Here is a 20032-nt window from a genome sequence, read left to right as displayed (position 1 = left end):
TTTACCCAATTAACCCCCTAGTTAACCGTATTGTGGGCTGGCTGTTGCGTGCTTCAAGCGCATTGTTAGCTGTGCCTATAAACGATGTAAAAGAGATTTAAAATGAAAAAGAAGATAAGTATATGGCAGCTAACTATTGTGCTATTCACGGTGTGTATGCTTGCGCTTAGCGCACTGCCCACATTGTTTGGCAAGCAAGATATTGTAAACATTCAAGGCCGTAGTAAAGAGCATATCGTGCCTAGCGCCACCGACCTCAATAACTTGCTAGTTAAGCATGGACTTGAAGTCAGCCTTATTAGCAGCAATGCACAAGGCTCGCAGCTATTGTTAGTGGATAAACTGGCCAAAGCCAACGAAGTTAAAAGCCTGCTTGCTACTACCTTAGGCAGCAATTATAACGTTCGCATAGACGAAGTAAGTGCCAGCCCTAATTGGCTGCAAGCCATGGGGTTTAGCCCGATTAAACTAGGCTTAGATTTGTATGGCGGCGTGTTATTTGTTTTGCATGTAGACACCGAGGTGGCACGCGCTGAACACACGCAAAGTGCTGCCGATGAAATAAGCCAGTTTATTCGAGACAGTCGTTTACGCGGTATTTCGGTTACCACCAACACCAATCAAGATATTAAAATAAAGCTTAGCCCGCGGGCAAGTGCACAAGGCAGTTGGACAGCGCTTAATAGTTTTATAGGCAAGCAGTTTACACAGTTCAATGTGGACAAAAGCGCTAATAATATATATACCCTGCAATGGCAGCAGCTTGAGATTGACGCCTACCGACAAGCCTTAATGCAGCAGTCGGTGTCAATTATGCGCAAGCGAATTGAGTCTTTAGGTATTACTGAAGCGGCTATACAGCGGCAGGGCAAAGATCATATTCGCATAGAGCTTCCTGGCATTAAAGACCCCGAGCAAGCCAAAGAAATAATAGGCACAACGGCTACTTTGGATATTTACGCAAAGGCTAGCCCTGGGGTACCCCAAAAGGTATTTACCGACCAACAAGGTAATGCTATTTCGGTACAAGCCCCTAGTGTGTTTGGCGGTAACAACATTAAAAGTGCGTCTGCGGGTACCGACGAAATGGGGATGCCATTGGTCAACCTTATATTAGATCAGCAAGGCGGCGACAAAATGTCTCGTTTTTCTAAAGCGAATATTGGGCATGCCATGGTCACGGTGTTTTCGCAGTACAGCAAAGACAAAACCGGACAGCTAAATAAGCAAAGTGAAGTGATTAACGTGGCCACCGTTTTATCACAGTTAGGTAATAGGTTTAGCATTACAAATATGAGCAGCCCACAAGCCGCGCAGCAATTAGCCACGCTGATTAGAGCCGGTTCACTTAATGCACCTTTAAGCATTGTTCAGCAGCGCACTATTAACCCTACCTTAGGCGAAGAAAACGTTGCCAACGGTTTTGCCGCTTTAGCCCTTGGCGTAAGCCTTACCATGCTATTTATGGCAATGTGGTATCGCACATTAGGCATGCTGGCGAATGTGTCTTTGCTGATTAATTTGGTGTGTTTACTGGGCTTAATGGCATGGTTGCCGGGCATAGTATTAACCCTACCCGGTATAGCCGGTTTAGTGCTTACCGTAGGCATGGCAGTAGACACTAACGTGCTGATATTTGAACGTATAAAAGAGGAGGTGAATAAAAATAGGCAAGCCCTACACGCTATTGAAGCCGGCTATAAACGCGCGTTTACCACCATTTTAGACGCTAACCTAACCACCATGATTTGCGCCGTAATATTAATGAGCATGGGCAACGGACCTGTGCGCGGTTTTGCCATGACCCTATGTTTAGGGCTTATTACTAGTTTATTTTCAGGGGTATTTGTGGCGCGCTTACTCACCCAATTATTGCCAGCTCGCGTTCTTGTTAAACATAAGGAGATAGCACAATGAGTACACTTACTTCACTTAGAATCAAAGGCTGTTATTTTGCCGCGTTGGTGGTGTGTTTTGCAATTATTGGTTTGTTCGCAAAAGGGCTAAATTTAGGGCTCGATTTCACTGGTGGCTACCTAACTGAATTTACAACATCTGCGCCCATATCGCAGCAAAGCATGCAGCAAAACTTAGTGGCAATGGGATTTGTAGATGCTAAAATTAACAGTGCCGACAACCAGCAACGCTGGACCTTGCGTTTACAAGACAAACCCGACCAAGCAATGGGGGCAGAGCAGCTAAATACATTGGCACACGGACTACAAACAGATGTTGATTTACTCGACTCGGTATATATAGGCAGCCAGGTAGGTACGAACTTGCTAGAGCAAGGCGGTTTAGCCTTGTTGGTGGCGGCAATTGCGATTTTACTATATGTGTCTATGCGTTTTGAGTGGCGTCTTGCCTTAGGGGCACTGTGCGCTTTGGTGCACGACGTGTTAATTGTGCTTGGGATCTTTGCTTGGCTAGGTTTGTCTTTTGACTTAGCGGTAATGGCGGCTATTTTAGCCATTATAGGGTATTCCTTAAACGACTCCATTGTTATTGGCGATCGTATCCGCGAACTGCTTAATATGCGACAACATACGTCCTTAAACGACACCATAAACCTAGCGGTAAAATCGACATTTACGCGCACACTTATTACCTCAGGCACTACGCTGGTGACAATAAGTGCCATTTGGATATTGGCGGGTAAACCTTTGGCTGGCTTTTCTATTGCGCTATTTATTGGCGTGGTGGTGGGGTCATTATCGTCTATTACCCTAAGCGCTACGTTGCCAACTATTTTCGGCTTAGATGCTTACTATTATCAGCGCCAAAAGGAGGTTTTAGAGCAACATCAGTAGGGTCGGCATGGGCTTAACAAGTATCCCAATTAGCAGTATTGGTTGGGATACTGTTTTATTGCGCCGCTGGTACTTTAAAATCGTCCATTACTCAATATGAAACAATCGAGTTACATCAATCTCAAATGGGGTTTAACTTGATTGAGATTTCATGTTGAACGTCCGTTATGGAAGTCGAGGAGACAGCAACCTGAAGGGTCATTGCGCAAAAAATGAAATTAAATAACCCTTTATTTAGGGAATCGCGATAATGTCAAAGGCTCTTTATTTGGCGATGTCTTACGATAGTGTCACTCATTTTGCAGCAATGCTTTAAAACCATAATACCAACTTTGAAGTGCTACTGTTCCGTGAGATTCATCATCAAAGTATTTTTTATATATTTTGAAATTATTAGATTCGATGTTTTTGATGTTTTCAAAAAACTGATAACCCATATGATAATGAAGGGTTTCGGAAAGTTATCATTACTGAAGAGTGAAAAGTTATTAAAACAACAGTCGTAGCGATTAGCGGTGCATCGGGAGCAGGTAAAACAGCAATTACTGAAAAACTCGCTAGTAATTTTAATTGCCCATATTTGATTTTTGATGATTACATTGATAAAAATTCATATCCTAGAGATATGAAATCATGGTTTGACCGCGGATGCGATGTCTCAAAGATTCAAACACCAAAATTCGTTAGTCAATTAGTGAAACTAATCTCAAATAGCGATGTACCTTACATCTTTGTTGAAGAACCGTTTGGCAGAGAGCGCAATTCTATTAGCCCATTGATTGACTGCGTCGTTGTTTTAGATACTCCCTTAGACATATGCCTTGCAAGGATAATAAAACGACATCTGACCTGTGCGTCGGACGATGTAGTGCTCACTATAAAAAATTATTTGGGTAAATACGAAGACCATATGAGACAAATCTATATAGCTACTGTGAAGCAAGTTAAGAATAACGCAGATTTTATAATTCATGATGTTGCCTCAATAAATGAAGTAGCATATCAAATAGCGAGTTGGCTAGAAGCTAACGTTAATAAGACTTAGTGGCTGCACTCTAAGCCCGTTTTGGCATGGCAAATGCAATAAGCTTGAAGTCTTTTTTAAATGTCATCCGCCTAGAACGAGAACGAAACATAAATAGGAAAATATTCTGGGTTTTATTGAGCTTTTCGGGTATGTTCCCGCTATTATTTTTCCGGCTGCAACAATTATTCAGTTAGTTCACCTTTTTAAAACTAAAACATTCGAAGGTGTCTCAATCTATGTATGGGCTGCTTTTGCCATAGGAAATATATCTCTATATATTTACACCGAAAAGTATTCAGAGATACAGTCTATTGTCGGGTTACTTTTCACTTCAATTTTGCAGGTAGGTATTATTGCTTTAGCTATCAAATATAAAGTAGAAGATTCAAACAAGATAAGTTAACTTTGATTTGACTGGCCACTTACCAAGTACTTAACATACTGGGGTTCAGAGGGAGGTTTTAAAACGTTAATAAAAGGCTTCTCATATAAGTTTAATTGACTAGATTGTGCTTTTCTCGACAGCCCGCAATGGAAGTTTACCAGTAGCCAAGGCGTCAACAAAGTCGGCGTTATACAAGTTGTATAACGCCGACTTTGTATAACGAACTAAAATAACGGTGAACGCTCAGCCTCAGCATACTTAGATATCAATATTTTCAGACAATTCCAGCGCATCATCCACTTCAACCCCAAGATACCTTACTGTGCTCTCAATCTTTGAATGCCCTAGCAATAACTGGCAGGCTCGTAAGTTTTTAGTCTTTTTATAAATCAACGATGGTTTGGTTCTTCGAATTGTATGAGTGCCGTATTGAGTTGGATCTAAACCAATTGACGTTATCCATTCATCCACTATTCGGCTATATTGCCGTGTGGTTAAGTGGTCAGTTGTTGATACTCGGGATTTGAAAAGAAAATCTTCACTACTAAATTGGTGCTCTGCGATAAGGTTCTCAAGTGACTCCCTAGTATTTTTGGTGATTTCAAACTGCACTGGGCGCTGTGTCTTCTTTTGAATAACCATGGCCCTTGATTGAACAGGCTTACCATAAGCAACATCTCGCACTTTCAGTGAAAGTAAATCAGACCCACGTAACTTGCTGTCTATACCCAAATTAAACATGGCCAAATTGCGAGGATTGTTGGCAAGTTCAAGTCTGATTCTGATCGCCCATATTTGCTGCAGTGTGAGTGGTCTCTTTTGGCCTACTAACTTATTTTTGTTCCAAGGTTCTTTCTTTTTAACAACAGTTAATGCGTACATATTTGTTTGCCTCTGCTCGGTAGTTTGAGCTGAACAGACGCAATAATCATTCCACTCAATTACTAATTTTGAGACTAAAAGTAACAAACACAACAAATGATAAGCTATAATGTTTGAAGTAGACGTTTATCGCGATCAGAATGAGGTTCTATAAATGGTATATCAAGAGCATATCGAAGTTGTGGCAGGCAAAAGAAGTGGAAAAGCTTGTATTAAAAATACACGTATTACTGTTTACGATGTATTGGGTTGGCTTGCAACCGGCATGTCGCCCCAAGAGATAGTTGAAGACTACCCTGAACTCACACTTGAGAATATCAAGGCTTGCTTGGCGTATGCTGCCCATCGGGAGCACCATGTAGTCACCGTTGCTGCATGAAATTACTTTTAGACCAAAACCTTTCGCATCGTCTTGTAAAGCAACTCGAAGAGCACTTTCCTGATAGCAATCAAGTTAGTTTGCTTGATATGGGACAATCCGATGACAAAGCTATATGGAACTATGCCAAAGCAAATGGATACAGCATAGTTATCCTTGATGCAGACTTTAATGAATACAGCCTTATTCTAGGTGGGCCACCTTTGATCATATGGTTAAGGTGTGGAAATCAGCCCAAGAGAATCATTCTTGAAAAACTACTTCAAAACAAAACGGTGATAGAAAATGCGCTAGCAACCGGTGACGTTTGGTGTATAGAAATTTACTAATTCCAGCTCCAATCATTGTGCCTATTATCATGCTTGCCGACCGTCCGCAATGGAAGTAGAGCCGACCATCAAAACTAAGCATACGAAAGTCATGTAATGGCACAAAGAAGTAATACGAATTGCCTAAATCCAACCATCTCCATTCATTTTGAATGTAGAAAAAATAAGCCTTTTCCAACCTTAAAATGCAAATAACCGTATTATTTTGCCTTTTACTCTTAGAGTGTATTGATGACGCTCATTTATTATTAAGCTGCACTAATACTTGTTCTCGAAACTCCCGAGCCAGTTTAACATTACTCACCGCGATCAGGCTTGCCACTTGCAAAGGTGATTGAAGGCTGAGAGCTCATCTTATGCATTTGGCTTTTGTTGCTTTAACATTGAAACAATCAAATAAAGCCACCATCTGCCCCAAAAGTGTTGCGTTTATACCCATATTATAATTGTCCTTCCATTAACCATATGTTCTTTGTTACTGACTAACCAAGTCTTCTTCAACTGCTGAAACCGCTTTTTTAGCAATTGGATAAAGTCGAATATATTGATCAAAGGCAAAAGCATTCTGCCCAATCCAATAGCGTAATTGTTCGTTTATTCCTGGTGCATTTCTAATTCCCTCTAGCATGCTTGCAGTATCGAATTCGGCTAATTTTTCTACGCAATCACGTTTTTGTATTTCTAGGGTACCGCCAACTAATTTATGGCACTTATTCCACATTAAACGGGCGGCATCAGGTGAAAAATAACCTCGCACAGTTTCTCGATATTTAGGGGGTGTTAAGGTCACAATATCATAACCACTCATCTGGACATAAAAATCGCTCACATGCCCCCGAGTAGTCTCATTACTGGGCAACCCTAGGCGTTCCATCTCTTGGTACATTGATACTTTCAGAGGGGTTCCCCAAACTTGCGACGCATGGAAAAAATCTACCAATAAGTCAGCACAAAGTTCAATACATGGTTTATCAGCCTCTAAAAATGCCAAAGCCCGCTTTCAGCTTTGTTTCTAAAAAAATCTCACAACTGATATATCCCCAAAAGACGTATCAATATGCCGACCTTTTTGTTGCCAGGCTCTTATTAATACTAATGTCTTTTGGTTGCTAGATGTCCAGGAGAAACCAGCGCCAGCGGCCTGTTGTTTGTCATCACCCGATTGCTTTAAGCCTTTGTTGCCACTGAGATTTCGGATGTATCCTTCGCCAACTCTATATTCTGCAAAAAAATTAAAATTGTTAGGTAAATTCACCGATAAAAATGGGCCTATATTTAACGAGGCTGAGAAGGAGTTAAGTTCAGTGACTGGCGTTAGCTGTTGGCTTAAATATTCAGGCTGAAAAATGATAGATTCATCGTTTTCTAACGATAGATGTTTTAACGACCAGCCACCTAAAATACTCAACGACCAATCAAAGTTTTGGCTGAGCCGCGGACGATTTAAAAAGAAATGCTCAAACAGCGATTCAGCCTCACCAAATGTGTATAAATTATGTAATCCAAAAAGCTCTATCTTGGTAGACTTCGTAAACTGGGAAAATTGCCTGTCAAAGCCGGTACCCGATAGGTTTTCAGCGTCTATTTGTAGGCCCTCTAAGGTTTGATAGTTGAAGGTAATTCTTGAGTGCTTCCATTTTCGGTAAGAAACCAAAAAATTTTGAGTTTTTGTCTCAAGCTCGTTGTCAAAAACGTCAAGCGCGTAGCCTATCTCAATGTCATTAATATCAACAAATACGCCGAGGCGTTCGTTGTTCACCGGTCTTAAGTTGAAAACGCTTTTTTGTTTGAGTCCATTACTGTCATTTAAGGTTAAAGAATGACTAGTATCAGGTTTGGACAGTGTCACTCGAATAGACCTAAGGTCTAACTCGAAGGAAAAGGACTTTGCTGAGTAAGAGAGCAGCAGAGCAATGAATACCATTTTGATAGGCATAAAAGTAATTCAGTGACTAAAACAGGTCACAACGATATATGGACTTGTAGTTTTAAACATCACGATTTGATAACGTTTTAAAAAAATTTGTGATACTTGACACTTAAATTAGCTACCTAACGCTTAGCATTTATTGTTGTGTAAGTTTTCGCTATTACTAGTGCTTGAATGCAGAGCACGGTAATTACCTACCTAAATATGTTGAGCGTGACTTTAAAGAGTTTCAGACAAACATAGCTCACCTATCACCGACAACAATACCAGGGTACCGCCACTTGAGGCTGCAGGCTACTCGATAGTGTTAATTAACCTTATGCTCCTAACTTTAAATTTTTTACTGTTTGCCTTTAATGTTTAATGCGCATAATCTAACTTTTCAGATAATTACCTGTGAGGACTATATGCATTCGACCATCCTCTCTTTTACCTGCGTCTTAGCGCTATTGTCATTATCACTTATCGCACCTTTACTGAAGGCAAATGAGCGTATGCGTTTTTCTGACGCTATAACACCTGTGCCTTATCAAATAGACAACGATGGGTACACGCTTTATGCAGCGCCATTAGGTGACGAAGGCATGATTAATATCATACTCACGCCTACGATGACAGCTTGGGACCCTAAAGTTGTCAGCGATCCCGAGCTAATCAGACAATTGAGTATCATTGTAAAGCCTACCCTTTTTTTTAGGGGCGAATGCGCACCCGCAGGTACAATTCATGTGGGTTTAACTCAAATTGACACAACAGAGTTACAGCGATTTGAAGCAAGCTCAGCTATTGCCGATTTTCCCTATCAGGCTCCGCTTACTATCGTCCGTGAGGAGATAGAATACCAATGCCCCGACATGCAAAATATTACCGTGAAAACGATTGGTGATAACCTCAGAGATAATATTCAGGGATGGCAGGCATCGTTAAGATCAGATAACAACTGGCAATTGCAAGCTTATAACCCTTCTATTAGCGCATCAGGCTCAGTATCCGTATCGTTTCGATCACATCAAACTGGCATTCGAGTTCAACCCATTGAGTACAACATAGGAGCTGACTACGCAGGGCTGTGCGTTGATGAAGTATCGGTGACATTATCAGTATTCCCCAGTGCTGATAATGGCAACAGCACACCTAGCTTAGCGAACTACGAATGGGTAAGCGGTAATTTCACGTCCAAGCTAATGCAACACTGCCCTGATTTGAAAAAAATCAACTACAGCTTAGAGCCCATGCCGGATGAATATAATTGTGCAGAAAATTGCGATATTTACGCCTCGATAGACTCACGCTGGTCTCTTGAAACAGGCCAAACCATAAACTACAGCAGCCCAAGCGGCTTAAAATATGACACCTTAGAAAGCTATACAAAAATCATTGAAGCGCTGCAAGTTGATGAGCCTAAAGTCATAATTGGTAGAGTGCTCTTCAAATCGTTTTATTATCGATATCTCAGTCATTATTCAAGTTCTTGCCGCCTTTATATTGAAGACCCAGTGCCCTTTCAATATGTAACCACCACTACCACATCTGATGGCTATGGCAACGAAATCGGCAGCAATACAGAAGTCTCAGATAACGTCACCTATGTTGAACGCGCCTATGCTGAAAAATATGACCAATACTACGGGGCATCTAACGCCAAAGGATTAATGGATATTTTTGGATCTGTTATGTCGGGTAAATCGCCAAATGCCAGCAATATGGCATACGCGGTTATGCGAGAAGATGAAGAGATTATTCGGCATTTAAGAGAAGGCTGCACCTCAGAGCCTGTGCAAAAGGTCTATGCGAATCTTTATAAGCTTGCTCATCGATAATATGCCCCACTGTATCTATTCTCCAATTAAAAGATGCATGGCATATAGGTGAATATCGATTCGACCCAACGGTCAACAATCCGGCTATGTTGTCGAGTTGATAAATGATCACATGCTTTCACTCTCGATTTTAACAAATGATCACTTAACTTCAATTGGTAGTGTTGGATTAACTGAGAGACAGATCCACGTGTGTTTTTCGTAATTTCAAACAGTATCGGTTACCCGGCCTTTTGTTGAACTGCCATCGGTTTGGATTGCAGACTTAGTCCATGGGCAATGTCGCGCAGCCTCACAGAGACATGATCGCAAACTCTTAACTTACTGTCGATCGCCAGGTTAAATAGCGCTAAATTTCTTATATTACCCGTTATTAAATCAAGCATAACAATTGCCGCCGCTACGAGCGACACCCGATAAGCATTACGGCGAAGACTTTAGCGTTCAACGCGACTTCGATTTTGCGGGTATAAGCTCAATTTATTGCAAGAGTAATGAGCGCTATTACTGTATAGTAATTAAACATACCAACGTTCCATAGCGCACGTATGCTTGCTTTATTCACTTAGCGCTTAACCGGTTTTTAGGAAAGATAATTACGCTTAAGTCAATTACCTTAAAGCCGATAACTTAGAAGCGACAAACGGTATTATATTTGAGCAGGAGCCTTATAAAGTCATGGCTGATCCCAACAAAGACGAAAACTCGTCTAGTCAATTTGATGATAGTAAGCATAGTATAGAAAGGTTTCTAAGTGCGATTTTCGATAATGCTGGAGACCCGTTATTTATCAAGGATGACAAGCTTAGACTTCTGCTAGTCAATAACGCTTTTTGTACTATGTTTGGCTTACCCAGAAGCGAAATCATTGGCCAAACCCTTGCGACGCACGTTGAGCCAAGTGAAATGGCGCATTTTATGGCTAATGATATACAGGTCCTTGAAGACGGTATAGAAAGCATAAGCGAAGAGTCACTTACCACGGCTGACATGCAAACTAAAATGATTCTGACAAAGAAGAATCGATTTATAGACCCCACAGGCAAACGCTTTTTAGTGGGGGTTGTACATGATATCACCCAACGTAAATACACTGAAATGCGTGAAAAGTCGCGCTCCCAAGTACTAGAAAAAATTACCAGCGGCGAACCATTGAAAGCGATACTAAATGCCATTGTTAGCGGGGTGGAGCACGAGAACCCAGCTATGCTATGCAGCATTTTATTGCTAGACGAAGCGGGTAAAACCTTGTCGCTTGGCACAGCATCGAGTCTTCCTGATTTTTATAACGAAGCGATTGACGGAGTCAAAATTGGGCCTGAGATAGGCTCATGTGGAACCGCCGCGTTCATTAATGAGCGGGTTATCGTAGAAGATATTCAAACACACCCATATTGGGCGGCTTATACAGAACTCGCAAAAGAAGCAAACATAGGCTCTTGCTGGTCGCAACCTATACGCTCTTCAGAAGGCGTGGTACTTGGTACATTTGCTATCTACCACCACGACAAACACTCTCCAACACAAACAGATCTGACGCTGATTGAACAAACGGCTAGTTTGGCCAGTATTGCCATTGAAAAAAAACGAGCCGAAGAGAAACTGACCCGCGCAGCCAGTGTGTTCACACATGCCAATGAAGGCATTATGATCACCGATGCCTCAGCTAAAATCATTGAAGTTAACGACAGTTTCTGTCGCGTTACCGGATATAGTCCTGAAGAGGTGCTGGGACAAAATCCAAGTATGCTGCAATCTGGAAAAGAGTCGCCAGAATTTTTTACTAAAATGTGGCAGACAATACTTAAGAAAGGTCACTGGCATGGCGAGATATGGAACCGTCGAAAAAATGGTGAGGTTTATCCCGAGATGCTCACTATTAGCGCGGTAAAAAATGCGGCAGGTGATACCGAGCACTATGTTTCGTTGTCAACTGATATAACCGCAAACAAAGCAAATTTAAAACAACTAGAACGTATTGCCCATTACGATTTATTGACTAATTTACCCAATCGAGTTTTGTTAGCAGAACGCTTAAACCAAGCCATAGAGCACTGTAAAATAAACAAACGCTCGCTAGCTGTTGCGTTTATGGATCTAGATGGCTTTAAGATAGTGAATGATTCTTACGGCCATAGCGTAGGAGACGATTTGCTCATTGCAGTATCAAAACGCATGAAACGAGCCCTACGCAAAGGCGATACATTGGCACGTATTGGCGGTGATGAATTTATAGCCATAATGGTCGATTTGGATGAATTTGATGAAAGTGAATTTGTGTTTGAGCGCTTACTGAAAGCCGCTGCAGATCCGGTTGTCGTCAAAGAAGCTTCAATGCAGGTTTCAGCCAGTATCGGTGTTACACGGTACCCGCAAGACAGTGCAGATGCCGAGCAACTTATTCGTCATGCCGACCAAGCTATGTATATGGCCAAGCAAGCGGGTAAAAACCGTTACCATTTATTTGATACCGCGCAAAATAAGGCGATTAATACTCAGCATAAAAGCATTGAGAATATTCGCACAGCCTTAGAGCGAGATGAGTTTGTACTGCATTATCAACCCAAAGTGAATATGCGCACCGGTGAAGTAATTGGTACAGAGGCCTTAATTCGTTGGCAGCATCCAAGCGGTACTTTAGTGCCACCGCTAGAGTTTTTGCCTGTGATAGAGGGCCATTCGATTAGTTTGGAGCTAGGAGAATGGGTCATAGATACAGCGTTGAGCCAAATTGCAAACTGGCAGAGCATGGGGGTTAGTTTACCCACAAGTGTTAATATTAGCGCCTACCAAATACAACAAGACAACTTTACGAATCGCTTGGCGACCTTATTGGCTGCTCACCCTGATGTAAGCCCAAGCAGTTTAGAGTTAGAAATACTCGAAACCAGTGCTTTACACGACATCGGTCAAGTGTCTGCAACCATGAGTGCATGCCACAAGCTTGGAGTGTTATTCGCATTAGATGACTTTGGCACGGGTTATTCATCATTAACCTACCTTAAGCGACTGCCGGCACACTTAATTAAAATTGATCAAAGTTTTGTGCGTGACATGTTAGAAGACACCGACGATTTAGCAATAGTTGAAGGCGTAGTGGGTTTGGCAAGAGCATTTCAACGTGAAGTGATCGCGGAGGGAGTAGAAACAAGCGCGCACGGTTTGGCATTATTAAAATTGGGTTGTGAGTTGGCGCAAGGGTATGGGATCGCAAAACCAATGTTAGCAAATGATATCCCAGACTGGATAGCTAACTGGAAGGCCGACGATTCTTGGCAAGTATAAGGGCAAGTATTTGAAAACTTAAAAACGACTGCTAAAGACTTTTCGTTTTTCGCAATTCAAGCCCTAATGTTTTCGCATTTTTGAGAATTACGCCAGAAGGCGAAGACGCGCACAGAGTCCTATCTAAATTAGGCTTTAGATTACCCCACGCTTCAGATTTTTGCTGCTAGCGTATACTAAAAGTAACAATGACATAGTAGCGCTTAAAAGTAGAGGTATGATGCACAATTAGCCCCACCTCTGTTTTGCTTGTAAGTTTGTATCAGTAAACGTGATGGTTCTTCGCTTTTTTTTAAGTATCCTATATATCGTAATCTTTTTTTCCGGAAGCCCAAGTTTATGCTCTCTATCTCCTCTCGTTATTCTCTTACCCGCTTAGAGCGCAAAATGCGCAATGCCAATAGTTTTGCTGAATGGAAAGAAGCTGCACTTGAGCATGACGTAAAGTCAGGTTTCGACGCGTGGAAACATAAAGAAGAATCGAAAAGCTATGATTACGTCAATATTCGCAACAGAATCTCAGCAATTAGAGAACTCAGACGTAAACAGGATGACATTGGTCTATTGTTTGCGCTTAATGAGGGGATCCACGGCAATCAAGGTGGTATGGGTAAGTCAATTCTGTACGAACGAGCGAAATTTGGCACCAAACATTTAATCGAAGAGTACGTTGATGAAATAGTTGATGCGCTTGAACACATATCCACCATTCCCGAGTCGGATGGAATTACCAAAGAAGACAAAATCGATTTTTTTGAACGTGCTAGTCACTGTTTTGGGCGTTCAGCTTTAATGTTAAGTGGTGCAGGCTCTCTAGGGCATTTTCACCGAGGCGTAATTAAAACCTTATTTGAACACGACCTTTTACCAACCGTGATATCTGGTTCGAGCGCTGGTGCAGTTTCGGCCGCTATTCTTGGAACCTACACTGACGACGAGTTGCCCACGGTATTGTTGAGCGACAAGGCGCTAGACCCATTACAAGAGAAGATTGACAATCGTCCTAAAAGACTTATCCGCAAACAAGTTGACCCGGCATCCTTAGAAATATTGTTAGAGGAACTTATTCCCAATATCACATTTCAGGAAGCGTACGAAAAGACAGGGCGAATGATTAGCATCACCATTGCGCCCTTTGAAGAGCACCAAACCTCAAGGTTAATGAATGCGGTAACATCCCCCAATGTTTTTGTGCGAACAGCGGTAATGGCCTCCTGTGCGGTGCCTGGCGTTTATCCACCGGTGATGTTGATGGCCAAAAATGTATATGGTGAGGCGCAGCCGTATTTACCTGAACGGCGTTGGGTAGACGGTGCAGTTACAGACGATTTGCCGGCGAAAAGACTCGCCAGACTCTACGGCGTAAATCATTACATTGTTAGTCAGGCTAATCCCCTCTCACTCGCTATGATGAAAGGCGAGCAGTACATGCCAGTTACCAACGGGGTGAAAAAGGTGTTGCGAGTATCTACCCATGAAATGTTAAAAAGTGGTGAGAACTTCAGCCGGCGCTATCTTCGTAAAATCCCAGATGCAGGTAAAACGATGAAAATATTTTATTCGGTGATGGCTCAAGAATACAAAGGCGATATAAATATCGCTCCCAGTTTTAGTTTTGTGGACCCTCAAAAGCTTCTTGGGCAACTCACTTCTGCTGAAATTAAAGAATTGATTATTGAAGGTGAACGGTCAACTTGGCCAAAATTGGAGCAAATAAGAACATGTTCTAAAATTGGACATAAACTAGATCAAATACTCGATCATCATAGCGATCATAATATTAAACGTTTATATAAAAAGCGCCGTTGAGTAAAACTAAGCACTAAAGCGAGGTTAACACCCGACTTTTCCTAAGGAAATTAAGTTAAAATAACCATCACGTTTTATGCCGGCAATTTCGGCTTTGGCGCCTTACATCAACACTTAACCTGTTGTTTTTAAATCAGTTACCCCTTGGTTTTGGCCGAGGATATTTTAAATTTACTATTGGGTTTGGAAGATTCCGCTCTTCAGCGGAATGACGTGGGTCATATTGAGAAAAGAGGTGATTCAATGTCGGTAAATGGCACTAAACACTCATTGGCTATCTTCTGCTCGACTCACCTTAGTTGCCGTGAAAGTTTCGTTAAGTCTCAATGAACGGCCTAAGATGCCACACACCATAATCATGAGATTATCTTTAGCAGGTAGCATTAGAGTTAGAATTTGCTCAATGGCTTCTCGCCCCTAGCTCCAAAATTGTAGGCCTTCAAAATATGATTGTTTGTAATCCAATTAAATATTCTAATTTAATCATCAGAGCTATATCCCGCGACCACATCAAACAGTTCAGCATCAATCGACTCTTGACGCTGGTGATGATACTCATGTTGCAAATTCGTAAGCATTTCTTCTATGTTTTTTTCAGCTCTTTGCATGGCAATTAAGCGGCTGGCGTTCTCACTTGCCAAAGATTCAGCGGCGCTTTGGTAGAGCGACACAAATAAATACTCGCGAATTAGTGCCCGCAGGGTTAAAGCACTGGTTCCCAAAGTCTCTGGCAGGCTCGGCCCGTGCCATTTTTGTGCCTGCAGGGTCTTCTGCCACGATAAATCCATGGGCAACACTGAGCGCGTAAATGGTTCATATTGACCCGCCTGTTCACTGGGTTTTTGATGAAACAAATACAAAGGGCTTTGTAAATCGGCATCCCACAACTGCTCCGTTGCGATAAGTAAGTCGCGAATAAGCGGGCTAACCCCCTCTACCGAGCTCGGCACACTCAAGCAGGCCTCTAAATCCAAGCCCTTATCCTGCAAGCGATCGTACATTCGCTCTCCTACTACCCAAACTTTTTGCGCTGCGCTAATACTCGAAAGCTGCTCACTCACATATTCGGCAAGACTGTCATTAAAGCGCCCTACTAAGCCTTGGTCAGAACCAAATACAATGACTACTGCGGTCTTTTTTGCGCCGCTTTTTTCAAAAAAAAGTGGAGCCAGGCCCACATCCTTTAAGCAGGCTGAAAAGCCCTGTTGAACCGTTTCGTAGTAGTTATTTAAAGCCAGCACGGCATTTTCATATTGCGTAATATTTGACGCCGACATCGCCTTCATTGTGCGCACCACAGCCTGTAGGTCGTTTGCACCGTCTACACGGTTTCGTAAGGATTCTAGGCTATCGGTCATAAGTCGCCTCGCAGATAAGGGATGCTTGCATAGTTAGCATGTGTTTGAACATGGCTAGCATTTTCACCTTGCATGGTGGTTGCATCAGCGTTCTGCACCACGTGCATCGACTGTGTCGGCATTTAGCGCGCTGTAAAGCGATTGTTCTGCAAGACCCATGTCGGCTAGCGGAACCTGATCAAACTTGCCATCACCTAAAGCCTGTAATAAAGCAATTTGTGCATCAATTGGCACCGGCGCATGTTCGCCCTGTTGCAAACAGGCTCGAATACGTTTTCCATGCTCAAGCTGCGCCTGTGTGGTGGTATCGAGCCGCGTGCCAAAACGCGCAAAGCTCTCAAGCTCTTCAAACTGGGCATAGGCTAGCTTTAACTTACCCGCCACCTTTCGATAATCTTTACGTTGGGCTTTTCCGCCCACGCGCGAGACTGAGCGCCCCACATCAACCGCAGGTAAAACGCCTAATTCAAAAAGTTTTGGCGATAAATAAACCTGTCCGTCGGTAATCGAAATCAAATTAGTCGGAATGTAGGCCGCCATGTTCTGCGCTTCTGTCTCGATAATCGGTAGCGCGGTTAATGAGCCGCCTCCTAAAGCGTCACTTAAATGAGTGGCGCGCTCTAATAAGCGTGAATGAATATAAAAAATATCTCCCGGAAAGGCCTCACGACCTGGTGGACGGCGCAGCAACAGAGATATTTCGCGGTAGGCCCGCGCATGATTGGTTAAATCGTCGTACACAATCAATACATCTTTGCCCTGATACATAAAGTATTCAGCAATACTCGTGGCAGCATAGGGCGCAATATACGTTAGCCCAGGCGGATCGTTACCTTCGGTTACCACCACCGTGGTGTATGCCATCGCGCCATGTGCTTCTAGTTCAGCTATCACTTTAGCCACTGCCGAAGCACGCTGACCAATGGCGCAATAAATGCACTGCACATTTTGATCGCGTTGATTGATTATCGTATCGATGGCAATCGTGGTTTTACCCGTTTGACGATCACCTAAAATCAACTCCCTTTGACCGCGTCCAATGGGCACCATGGCATCAACCACTTTAATGCCAGTTTGCAGCGGTTCACTCACGGGTGTTCTATCCATGATGGCAGCAGCGGCTCGCTCAATGGGCATTCGCTCGGCGCAGTTTATGGGGCCTTTATCATCCATTGCTTCACCAAGAGGATTAATGACTCGACCAATTAATTCCTCTCCCACCGGCACATCCATGACACGGCCCGTGCGCTTTGCTTCATCGCCTGTCTGTAAATCCCAATAGTTACCCAGTAATACTACGCTTACTTCCTCAGGGTTCAGGTCAAATGCAATACCAAAGAGGCCATTAGGAAAAGCAACTAGCTCCTCAAAACCCACCGCTGGTAAACCGGTAACCTTAGCCACACCCGTCGCCACACTTTTAACACGGCCCACTTCGCTACTATCAAGTTTGGCTTCATAAGCATGGGTGCCGCTGCGCACTGAGCCTAATGCGTGCTCTACCGCCTGATCAATCGATATGTCAACTTCGTTACCTGCGCTTTCACTTGATGACGGCATGTTTTGCTCCTTCACTGTTTAGCGCTTGATGCCGCTTTACGGTATGGCTGACAATCTCAGAAATACTGCCTTCTAGCTTGCTTAAATAATCATCTATGTTCCAACTGAGCTTATGACCGCTGCCAATCATTTCAATACCGCTTAATAATTCAGGCGCAAGTTCAAATTGAATAGTCAGCGCCGCAGATAACTCAGTTTCAATTGTTTGTTGGAGTAATTGTTTGTTTTGTTCACTTAATGGCGAAGCGCTGCGAAGCAACAGTTCGCTTTGCTTATCGCTCAAAAACTGCTGACGCTGCGGCTCAGTCATTTGCGCTAGCTGTTGTGTGAACACATGGATAATTTGTGTTTGTAGCTCTTCACCAGATAAATCTTTTAGGGCTTTACGCGCAACGTCAAATACCGCTTGCTGAGTGCGCTGATTAATATCGGTGCCAAGCTTGCTTTGCTCTTTTTTTAACGCGCTGATCCACTTTGTGCGCTGTTCAGATACATCATTCGCCGCGTGTTTCAGTAGCTGCTGTTTAAGCTGTTCAGCCTCTGTTTTAGCACTTTCTAGCAATACTTCACGCTCCGCTGCAAACGCAACATTTTTAGCGCTCAATTCAGCTTGCTGCTCTTGCATTTGCTGCTGACTTTGCTCCGTTTCAGACAACAATTTGGCGATACGTTGCTCCCTAGCATCAATTGTGTTGAGCACAGGCTTATACAAAAAACGCTTTAGCAACCACATTAAAATCAGAAAGTTAGCGATTTGGGCAAACACCGTAAACCAATCGAATAGCACAATTAGCCTCCTACGAGCACTGCGCTTTGGGCAATGGCGTAATTCCAAAATGGATTAGCAAAAATCAAGATCATAGCGACTACAAAACAATAAATCGCCACCGACTCAATCATCGCCAAACCAACAAAAAGGGTACGGGTAATGGTAGAAGATGCATCCGGTTGCTGCGCTAGCGCTGTTAAGGCATTAGCCACCGACTTCCCCTCTCCCAGTGCCGGCCCAATACCGCCGATGGCGATGGTTAAGCCGGCAGTGATAATTGACGTAATTGCGATTAAAGTCATGCTGTCCATATCGTTTCCTTGTAAAACACATTAGTTGAGTAAACAGTTAAGTAAATAGTTAAGTAAAGTCGGTATACCAGAATTAAAGCACGTGCTTATGCCGCCTCTCCTGTCGTCGCGGCAGCAATATAAACGGTGGCCAAAATGCTGAAGATATAAGCTTGCACCACACCGGTAAGCAGATGCAGTACATTCATTAATATTGGAAAAATAAACGGGGTAACCATCAGTAAAATCGCCAAAATCATTGCGCCACTCATGATGTTGCCGAACAAACGAATCGCTAAAGCCAGGGTGCGAGAAATTTCGCTAATGATGTTAAACGGAAGCATGATCGGTGTCGGCTTGATGTAGGAGCCAAGGTACGCACGTAAACCCCGTTTACGAATGCCAAAAAAAGGCACCGCAACAAACACACATAGGGCCAAGGCAATCGTGGTAGACAACGACCCTGTTGGTGGCTCATACCAAGGTAACACACCTAACAAATTTGAGATTAATATGAACAAAAATAGGGTTGCAATAAACGGTAGATACCTAAGCGCCTGTTTGAGTCCCACCTCCTGTATTTGTGATTTAGCCCCTAACACTATAATTTCCAGCACATTTTGCCAACGTGAGGTATGCAGACCGCTGTCTAGGTGTCTAGTAATTAGCCATGCGCCAAAGCTCATCAACAACATCACGCCCCACGTCGTCACAATCGTTAGGTTGAGATTGACGAAAGCCCACTGCCAAAAAACCACCTCATCGCTACTAAGATGCATGCTTTGAACTCTTTGCCGGCGAATCTGTATCACTCAAAAGCCAACGAGTTAATATAAATCTAGTTAATGCAAAACCAAATAATGCAAGCATCATTTGCTGCCATTGTCCTGATGTCGCTATCCAGTAAAAGCCTGCCAACGCCATGGATACGCGAACAAAAAAGCTAATAAAAAACCATACGGCTGGATTTTTCGAGTTTAGGCCTCTATGCACGCTCCACCAAAGGCCAAGAAAAAACACAGCACCTAATGCTGCGCCAAAAAGTAGCGAAAGTATCAGCATTTTAGTCATCGTGATTTTCCTTATTTAGATCTGTTGCTTCTTTTGACACCCAATGCCACGCGCTAAAGCAGCCCAGCAGAATGCCAACAATGAGCAAGTTGAGCGTCCAGCTAAATCCCATTTGATAGTGTTTATCGAGCCATAATCCCAAAAACAAGCAGAGTAAAGTAGGCACAGCCACAGACCAACCTACTATCCCCATAGTGCCAAGACCCATCCAAACAGAGCGGCCAGGATGATTTAATGCCTTGAGCTTACGAGTTGCTTTGCTCTGAACATTGTTAACAAAACGACTGTCATTCTTTGATTTCATGCTTTACTCAACTATCAAAATGTT

The 20032-nt window shown here is 42.9% G+C and carries 17 protein-coding genes; 7 read left to right on the top strand and 10 right to left on the bottom strand.

The features are described 5' to 3' along the window. Window positions 1-102 precede the first annotated feature (102 nt). Both secD and secF read left to right on the top strand, forming a co-directional pair. Window positions 103-1917 (top strand): protein translocase subunit SecD, encoded by a 1815-nt coding sequence (secD, locus tag AB9H30_RS17135; RefSeq protein ID WP_371195950.1) that lies wholly within the window; start codon window positions 103-105, stop codon window positions 1915-1917. Beyond that, entirely contained in the window at window positions 1914-2810 is an 897-nt protein-coding gene (gene secF / locus AB9H30_RS17130; RefSeq protein ID WP_371195949.1) for a protein translocase subunit SecF, read from the top strand. The genes secD and secF overlap by 4 nt, the downstream gene beginning before the upstream one ends. Before the next feature lie 1670 nt (window positions 2811-4480). Here the strand turns inward: secF and AB9H30_RS17125 are convergent. Beyond that, on the bottom strand, window positions 4481-5104 hold the full coding sequence (locus AB9H30_RS17125; protein ID WP_371195948.1) for a tyrosine-type recombinase/integrase: 624 nt from the start codon (window positions 5102-5104) through the stop codon (window positions 4481-4483). Between the two features lie 154 nt (window positions 5105-5258). Between AB9H30_RS17125 and AB9H30_RS17120 the strand changes: the two genes are divergently transcribed. Continuing rightward, window positions 5259-5483 (top strand): DUF433 domain-containing protein, encoded by a 225-nt coding sequence (locus tag AB9H30_RS17120; RefSeq protein WP_371195947.1) that lies wholly within the window; start codon window positions 5259-5261, stop codon window positions 5481-5483. Next, window positions 5480-5812 (top strand): DUF5615 family PIN-like protein, encoded by a 333-nt coding sequence (locus AB9H30_RS17115; RefSeq protein WP_371195946.1) that lies wholly within the window; start codon window positions 5480-5482, stop codon window positions 5810-5812. The genes AB9H30_RS17120 and AB9H30_RS17115 overlap by 4 nt, the downstream gene beginning before the upstream one ends. A gap of 475 nt (window positions 5813-6287) precedes the next feature. Here AB9H30_RS17115 and AB9H30_RS17110 read toward each other — a convergent pair whose 3' ends face one another. Beyond that, on the bottom strand, window positions 6288-6803 hold the full coding sequence (locus tag AB9H30_RS17110; protein WP_371195945.1) for a hypothetical protein: 516 nt from the start codon (window positions 6801-6803) through the stop codon (window positions 6288-6290). A gap of 21 nt (window positions 6804-6824) precedes the next feature. After that, window positions 6825-7661, bottom strand: coding sequence for a hypothetical protein (locus tag AB9H30_RS17105; protein WP_371195944.1), 837 nt, complete (start codon window positions 7659-7661; stop codon window positions 6825-6827). Between the two features lie 488 nt (window positions 7662-8149). Between AB9H30_RS17105 and AB9H30_RS17100 the strand changes: the two genes are divergently transcribed. From AB9H30_RS17100 to AB9H30_RS17090, 3 genes are all read left to right on the top strand, one after another. Next, window positions 8150-9562 (top strand): hypothetical protein, encoded by a 1413-nt coding sequence (locus tag AB9H30_RS17100; protein WP_371195943.1) that lies wholly within the window; start codon window positions 8150-8152, stop codon window positions 9560-9562. A 678-nt stretch (window positions 9563-10240) separates the two neighbouring features. Beyond that, on the top strand, window positions 10241-12847 hold the full coding sequence (locus AB9H30_RS17095) for an EAL domain-containing protein (RefSeq protein ID WP_371195942.1): 2607 nt from the start codon (window positions 10241-10243) through the stop codon (window positions 12845-12847). A 339-nt stretch (window positions 12848-13186) separates the two neighbouring features. Next, window positions 13187-14656 (top strand): DUF3336 domain-containing protein, encoded by a 1470-nt coding sequence (locus AB9H30_RS17090; RefSeq protein WP_371195941.1) that lies wholly within the window; start codon window positions 13187-13189, stop codon window positions 14654-14656. A 479-nt stretch (window positions 14657-15135) separates the two neighbouring features. Here the strand turns inward: AB9H30_RS17090 and AB9H30_RS17085 are convergent, their stop codons facing one another. From AB9H30_RS17085 to AB9H30_RS17055, 7 genes are all read right to left on the bottom strand, one after another. Then, window positions 15136-16014, bottom strand: coding sequence for a F0F1 ATP synthase subunit gamma (locus AB9H30_RS17085; RefSeq protein WP_371195940.1), 879 nt, complete (start codon window positions 16012-16014; stop codon window positions 15136-15138). A gap of 84 nt (window positions 16015-16098) precedes the next feature. Next, on the bottom strand, window positions 16099-17574 hold the full coding sequence (locus tag AB9H30_RS17080) for an alternate F1F0 ATPase, F1 subunit alpha (protein ID WP_371195939.1): 1476 nt from the start codon (window positions 17572-17574) through the stop codon (window positions 16099-16101). After that, window positions 17558-18361 (bottom strand): hypothetical protein, encoded by an 804-nt coding sequence (locus AB9H30_RS17075; RefSeq protein WP_371195938.1) that lies wholly within the window; start codon window positions 18359-18361, stop codon window positions 17558-17560. Before AB9H30_RS17075 ends, AB9H30_RS17080 begins: the two co-directional genes overlap by 17 nt. Before the next feature lie 2 nt (window positions 18362-18363). Further along, window positions 18364-18654 carry a F0F1 ATP synthase subunit C gene (locus AB9H30_RS17070; RefSeq protein ID WP_371195937.1) on the bottom strand — a complete coding sequence of 97 codons (291 nt, stop codon included), beginning with the start codon at window positions 18652-18654 and terminating at the stop codon, window positions 18364-18366. Between the two features lie 86 nt (window positions 18655-18740). After that, complete coding sequence (locus tag AB9H30_RS17065; RefSeq protein WP_371195936.1) at window positions 18741-19412, bottom strand: F0F1 ATP synthase subunit A; 672 nt, start codon at window positions 19410-19412, stop codon at window positions 18741-18743. Next, entirely contained in the window at window positions 19402-19704 is a 303-nt protein-coding gene (locus AB9H30_RS17060) for an ATP synthase subunit I (protein WP_371195935.1), read from the bottom strand. Before AB9H30_RS17060 ends, AB9H30_RS17065 begins: the two co-directional genes overlap by 11 nt. After that, the gene (locus tag AB9H30_RS17055) at window positions 19697-20008 is read right to left on the bottom strand and encodes an AtpZ/AtpI family protein (RefSeq protein ID WP_371195934.1); all 312 of its coding nucleotides are present in this window, start codon (window positions 20006-20008) and stop codon (window positions 19697-19699) included. The genes AB9H30_RS17060 and AB9H30_RS17055 overlap by 8 nt, the downstream gene beginning before the upstream one ends. Window positions 20009-20032 lie beyond the last annotated feature (24 nt).

Source organism: Glaciecola sp. SC05, from assembly GCF_041380235.1.
Lineage (GTDB): Bacteria > Pseudomonadota > Gammaproteobacteria > Enterobacterales > Alteromonadaceae > Glaciecola.
This window is presented reverse-complemented; position numbering and strand designations above follow the sequence as displayed.

What these genes read in the sequence shown, in the direction of transcription:
- AB9H30_RS17060 (WP_371195935.1), bottom strand. Translation starts at nt 19,704, where the DNA reads ATGACTAAAATGCTGATACTTTCGCTACTTTTTGGCGCAGCATTAGGT.
- AB9H30_RS17095 (WP_371195942.1), top strand. Translation starts at nt 10,241, where the DNA reads ATGGCTGATCCCAACAAAGACGAAAACTCGTCTAGTCAATTTGATGAT.
- secD (WP_371195950.1), top strand. Translation starts at nt 103, where the DNA reads ATGAAAAAGAAGATAAGTATATGGCAGCTAACTATTGTGCTATTCACG.
- AB9H30_RS17055 (WP_371195934.1), bottom strand. Translation starts at nt 20,008, where the DNA reads ATGAAATCAAAGAATGACAGTCGTTTTGTTAACAATGTTCAGAGCAAA.
- AB9H30_RS17070 (WP_371195937.1), bottom strand. Translation starts at nt 18,654, where the DNA reads ATGGACAGCATGACTTTAATCGCAATTACGTCAATTATCACTGCCGGC.
- AB9H30_RS17065 (WP_371195936.1), bottom strand. Translation starts at nt 19,412, where the DNA reads ATGCATCTTAGTAGCGATGAGGTGGTTTTTTGGCAGTGGGCTTTCGTC.
- AB9H30_RS17120 (WP_371195947.1), top strand. Translation starts at nt 5,259, where the DNA reads ATGGTATATCAAGAGCATATCGAAGTTGTGGCAGGCAAAAGAAGTGGA.
- AB9H30_RS17090 (WP_371195941.1), top strand. Translation starts at nt 13,187, where the DNA reads ATGCTCTCTATCTCCTCTCGTTATTCTCTTACCCGCTTAGAGCGCAAA.
- AB9H30_RS17115 (WP_371195946.1), top strand. Translation starts at nt 5,480, where the DNA reads ATGAAATTACTTTTAGACCAAAACCTTTCGCATCGTCTTGTAAAGCAA.
- AB9H30_RS17080 (WP_371195939.1), bottom strand. Translation starts at nt 17,574, where the DNA reads ATGCCGTCATCAAGTGAAAGCGCAGGTAACGAAGTTGACATATCGATT.
- AB9H30_RS17125 (WP_371195948.1), bottom strand. Translation starts at nt 5,104, where the DNA reads ATGTACGCATTAACTGTTGTTAAAAAGAAAGAACCTTGGAACAAAAAT.
- AB9H30_RS17100 (WP_371195943.1), top strand. Translation starts at nt 8,150, where the DNA reads ATGCATTCGACCATCCTCTCTTTTACCTGCGTCTTAGCGCTATTGTCA.
- AB9H30_RS17085 (WP_371195940.1), bottom strand. Translation starts at nt 16,014, where the DNA reads ATGACCGATAGCCTAGAATCCTTACGAAACCGTGTAGACGGTGCAAAC.
- secF (WP_371195949.1), top strand. Translation starts at nt 1,914, where the DNA reads ATGAGTACACTTACTTCACTTAGAATCAAAGGCTGTTATTTTGCCGCG.